We start from the raw sequence: 4,833 nt of genomic DNA on the forward strand, positions 1-4,833 counted from the left end.
CGCCGAACTCGCAGCACCCCGCCGCTCCCCGAACTCCGGCGTCTCGAATTGCCCGGCAGCGGGCCGGAGGACGTCGTGTTCTCCCCCGACGGCCGGATCATCGCGGGAATCGAGGGTGGCGCCATTCTCGGCATCGATCCCGCGACCGGCGATGTACGCGAGCTGGCGAACACCGGCGGCCGCCCGCTCGGTCTGCACGCGGACGCCGACGGACGCGTGCTGATCTGCGATTTCGAGCGCGGACTGCTGGAGTTGGACACTCAGGGAAGGCTGACTGTCCTGGTGGACGAGATCGACGGCGAGCCCCTGCGATTCGCCAGCAATGTCGTGCGTGACAGCGACGGCACGATCTACTTCTCGGAGTCCTCGCGCCGATACGCGCTCCACGAATACCTGGGTGACCTCCTGGAGCACTCCGGCACCGGACGCCTGTTCCGCCGCGACCCCGAGGGCAGGGTGGAGACGCTGATCGACGATCTGCAGTTCGCCAACGGCGTTGTCCTGGCGCCCGACCGTTCCTGTGTGGTCGTCGCGGAAACCGGCGGATACCGGCTGACCCGCTACTGGTTGACCGGCGAGAAGGCGGGCACGCGGGACCGGCTGGTCGAGAACCTGCCCGGCTTCCCGGACAACCTGGGTCTGGGCAGCGACGGCCTGATCTGGATCACCCTTCCGTCACCGCGAAATCCGCTGCTGGACCGGCTTCTTCCGCTGCCCGGCATCCTGCGGCGCATCGTGTGGACGCTGCCGGAGTGGGTGCACCCGAAGCCGGTGCGGACGGTGTGGGTGCAGGCGGTCGATTTCGAGGGCGAGGTCGTGCACGACCTGCAGGTCGAAGGCACCGAGTATTCGATGGTGACCGGTGTGGTCGAGCAGGACGGCGTGTTGTATCTGGGCAGCCTCACCGAGTCCGCGGTGGCCGTGTCACGGGTGCCGTAGGGTTCACACCCCCCACTTCAGTGCACAGTTGTACACTCAAATTATGACGGAGGAGGCACGCCGACGACAGGCGGAGGTCAGGGCGCTGGCTCGGCTCGCCGGTGACGAACTCGGCGGCGCGGTCGACGGGATCGCGGCGGTACACCGGGCGATAGCGCACCGCGTGTTCGCCGCGGTGCGCTGGGGCGTCGGGCCGGCGGCGGTACCGGTCGAGCTGATGCACGACGTGATCGCCGAGAGCGTCTACCGCGTGGTTAGCGGGTCGGCGGTGGCGGTGGGGATGGTCGCGGAGCGCACCGCGGATCTGCCCGGCGCCGCGCCGTCACGGACGGTGTACGGCTCGGGGTTCCTTGCCGCCCTACAGGGTTTGATCGGTGACGATCTCGAGCGGACGCGTCCGATTCTGGCGGGACCGATGTCCTTCCGGATGGACGGTGCTCCCGTGCGCGCCGAACTGGTGGGTGGGCGGGTTCAGCGGCCTGGTTCGCATGTCGTGGTCTTCTTGCACGGGTTGGTGGAGACCGAGCACGCGTGGCGTTTGGGCGGCGGTCCGACTTACGCCGAGCGGTTGGAGTCCGACACGGGATGTACGGCGCTGCACGTCCGTTACAACACCGGTCTGCACATCTCGGAGAACGCCGGGCAGCTCAGTGAGCTGATGCGAGGGCTGGTCGAGCACTGGCCGGTGCCGGTCGAACGGGTGTCGCTGGTGGGTCATTCGATGGGTGGTCTGGTCGCGCGGGGTGCGTGCTTCCAGGCGGCTGAAGCGGGGTTGCCGTGGGTGCGGCTGGTGCGACAGGTGGTGTGCCTGGGTTCACCGCATCTGGGCGCGCCGCTGGAGCAGTTGGTGCACTACGCGTCGGCGGCGCTGGTGCGGGTGCCCGAGACGCGCCCGTTCGGGCGGTTGTTGCGTCGGCGCAGTGCGGGCATCCGGGACCTGCGGGACGGTTCGCTGGTGGATGAGGACTGGCGGGATCTGGACGCGGACGCGCTGCGGCGGCGGGTGGTCCGCGAGGTGCCGTTGCTGGCGGACGCGGCGCATTACTTCGTGACTGCCTCGGTTACGCGCAGTCCGCGGCATCCGCTGGGCCGGGTGATCGGTGACGGGCTGGTGCTCACGCCGAGCGGCTCGGGTCGTGGTCGCGCGCGCCGCATCGGTTTCGAGGTCGGCAACGGGATGCATCTCGCGTCGGCGCATCACTTCACGTTGCTCAATCATGATGCGGTGTATCGGGCGCTGCGCACCTGGCTGGCTCCCGATGCGGTGGAGTTCGCCGGGACAGGCGCCTGCTGAGTTCGTGCGGGCGGGACAGGGCGCGGCCGTGTCCCGCCCGTGGGCTCAGAGAAGGTCTTCGGGGTCGGCGTCGGCTTCGAGGCGGACGTCTTCGGCGAAGCGGCTCTCGGGGTCGTCGTGGTCGGTGTGGGCCGCGTAGAGCAGCAGGCAGCCGCGGATGCCGTCGAGAAGGTCTTCGAGCAGGTCCAATGCGGGGCGGGCGGGGTCGAGGCGGCTGATGCGGAAGCCGGTGAGCATCGCCTCGCGGGTGTCGGCGTCGACGCCGAATCGGTGGGCTTGGGCTTCGATTTCGGCGACGCGGGCGACGAGGCTCCACGGGGCGGGGACGCGGCCTTCGTGTACGGCCATGGCTTCGGCGATGAGGTCGAGGACGACTTCGGTGGGGGTGTCGCCGGTGGCGAGGCGTTCGAGGACGAGGGTGGGTGTTTCGACTTGGAGTGCTTCGAGTTCGTCGGCTTCGGCGACGACGTCGGTGGTGGCCACGTTGGCGGTTTCTCCGGCGACTTCGGCGGCGGCGTAGAGCCAGTGTGCCGCGGCGACGGAGGCGGAGGCGGGGTCGAGTTCGGTGAACAGTTCGATGCTGCCGAGCGGGTCGGTGCGCAGGAGTGCGTCCGCGGCGTGGACCTGGGCCGGGGAGACGTCGGGGCGGGACAGTTCGACGGCTTGGCGGGCGCGGCCGGAGAGGTCGCCGCGTTCGGCGGATTCGATGGCTTCCTGTTCGGTGCGCACTTCGGCGGCGACGGTGTCGCGCAGGGTGTCGTCATCGATGTCGTGCAGGGTGCGTCCGATGCGGTGGGCGGATTCGACGACGCCGCTGTAGGAGACGAGCAGTCCTTCCTCGGTGGGCAGGTTGGGGTTGCGGAGGCCGGCTTCGACCTCCTTGAAGTTCCGGCGTTCTTCGGCGCGGCGCCATGCTTCGCTGTTGGGGACGTCGGGGTCGCCCGCGGCGCTGGCCGGGTGGGTGTAGGTGCGCCATTGGAAGCGCGAGAGGGTGGTGAGGTTCGACGCCAGATCGGTTGCCTGGTCCGTGGTCACCTGCGGGGGCAGGGTGGCCACCGTCTGGGCGAGGTCGCCTCGTCCGGTCGCCCAGGTGGCGACGAGGGCGGCGCGGTCGGCATCGAATGCGTATCTGGTCACCTTGACCAGTCTGGTCGATCGGCGGCGTATGCGCGCGGCCAATTGATTCGCATATGTGACGATGTGCGGCGTTTCGCGGGGACGCGCTGGAAGGATAGGGGCATGACTGTCGATCATGGTGATCCGGGCGAGGCGCCTTCGGTGCCGCCGCCGATCGCGCCGGTGCTGTATCCGGTTCGTCCGTCGGCTGCGGAGGAGGCGAGAACCGTTGCGGCGGCGTCGAATACGGCGACGTTGGCCAGTCTGGCCGAGGATGGTTCGCCGTGGGCGTCGCTGGTGACCTACGGGTTGCTGGCGGGGCAGCCGGTGTTGTGTGTGTCGCGGCTGGCCGAGCACGGGCGGAATCTGGCCGCGGACGCGCGGGCGAGTGTGGCGGTCGTGGCGCCGGATCCGCCTGCGGATCCACTGGCGGGTGCCAGGATCACGTTGTCGGGGGTGGTGGAGCGCCCGGTGGGTGCGGAGGAGGCGGCGGCGCGGGAGGCGTATCTGGCGGCGGTGGCTGCGGGGCGGATGTACATCGATTACAGCGATTTCTCGCTGTGGGTGTTGCGGGTGCGGCGGGTGCGCTGGGTCGGTGGGTATGGGCGGATGGATTCGGCGAGTGCCGAGGAGTATGCGGCGGCGGAGCCGGATCCCGTGCTGCCGGTGGCGGCTCGTGCGGTGGCGCATCTCAACGACGATCATGCCGATGCGTTGCTAGGCATGGCGCGGCGGTTGGGCGGTTATCCCGACGCGACGGAGGCGACGTGCGAGCGCGCGGATCGGTATGGGTTGGATCTGCGGGTGGTGACGCCGCGGGGTGTGGCGCGCACGAGGGTGGGGTATGCGGTGCGGCTCGATGGGGTCGAGCAGTTGCGTGCGGCGACGGTGGAGTTGGCGCGGCGGTCGCGGCCGGAGTGAGAGCGCGATCGTGACGGTGGCGCGGCCGGCGACACGCGCGGCGCTGCCGTGGAAGTCAGCAATCGGACAGTTACGCTACGGCGATGCGTACTCGCACTCGGTGGCGTGGGCTCGCCGCGCTGTCGGCAGCTGTAGCGGTGCTGATGACTTCGGGTGTTTCCGCTGCTCAGCCGAGCAGGGAGGTGCCTGCGTTCGGTGCGGACTTTCTGTGGGGTGTGGCGTCGTCGGGGTTTCAGTCCGAAGGGTATGCGCCTGACAGCAACTGGTCGCGGTATATCGCGTCGGGCGCGACGGCCGATCCGTATCGCGATTCGGTGGATTTCGCGCGCCGCTATATCGGTGATATCGAGCTGGCGGCGCGGCTGGGTGCGCGGGTCTATCGGGTGGGTATCGAGTGGGCGCGGTTGCAGCCCGCGCCGCATGCCTGGGACGAGGCGGCGTTCGGGTTCTACGACAACGTGATCGCCCGGATTCTCGCGGCGGGGATGCGGCCGATGCTGACTTTGGATCATTGGGTGTATCCGGGGTGGGCGTCGGACCGGGGCGGGTGGCGTGATCCGGGC

The 4,833-nt window shown here is 69.4% G+C and carries 5 protein-coding genes; 4 read left to right on the forward strand and 1 reads right to left on the reverse strand.

What is annotated here, in order from left to right; translation table 11 throughout:
- A partial coding sequence (locus HOV91_RS40745; protein ID WP_281371107.1) for an SMP-30/gluconolactonase/LRE family protein occupies positions 1–939 on the forward strand: 939 nt, incomplete at its 5' end.
- 43 nt (positions 940–982) lie between these two features.
- Positions 983–2,233, forward strand: coding sequence for an esterase/lipase family protein (locus HOV91_RS38340; RefSeq protein WP_174190078.1), 1,251 nt, complete (start codon positions 983–985; stop codon positions 2,231–2,233).
- A 45-nt stretch (positions 2,234–2,278) separates the two neighbouring features.
- Here the strand turns inward: HOV91_RS38340 and HOV91_RS38345 are convergent, their stop codons facing one another.
- Positions 2,279–3,370 carry a hypothetical protein gene (locus tag HOV91_RS38345; protein WP_174190079.1) on the reverse strand — a complete coding sequence of 364 codons (1,092 nt, stop codon included), beginning with the start codon at positions 3,368–3,370 and terminating at the stop codon, positions 2,279–2,281.
- Positions 3,371–3,472: 102 nt separating this feature from the next.
- On the opposite strand from HOV91_RS38345, the gene HOV91_RS38350 reads away from it, so the two are divergent.
- Together HOV91_RS38350 and HOV91_RS38355 are read left to right on the forward strand one after the other, a co-directional pair.
- Positions 3,473–4,270, forward strand: a complete 798-nt coding sequence (locus HOV91_RS38350) for a HugZ family pyridoxamine 5'-phosphate oxidase (protein ID WP_174190080.1) — start codon at positions 3,473–3,475, stop codon at positions 4,268–4,270.
- 83 nt (positions 4,271–4,353) lie between these two features.
- A partial coding sequence (locus HOV91_RS38355; RefSeq protein WP_174190081.1) for a family 1 glycosylhydrolase occupies positions 4,354–4,833 on the forward strand: 480 nt, incomplete at its 3' end.

Source organism: Nocardia barduliensis, assembly GCF_013315795.1.
Taxonomy (GTDB): domain Bacteria; phylum Actinomycetota; class Actinomycetes; order Mycobacteriales; family Mycobacteriaceae; genus Nocardia; species Nocardia barduliensis.

Excerpts from the sequence above, each read along its gene's own strand:
- HOV91_RS38340 (WP_174190078.1), top strand. The coding sequence starts at position 983 with ATGACGGAGGAGGCACGCCGACGACAGGCGGAGGTCAGGGCGCTGGCT.
- HOV91_RS38350 (WP_174190080.1), top strand. The coding sequence starts at position 3,473 with ATGACTGTCGATCATGGTGATCCGGGCGAGGCGCCTTCGGTGCCGCCG.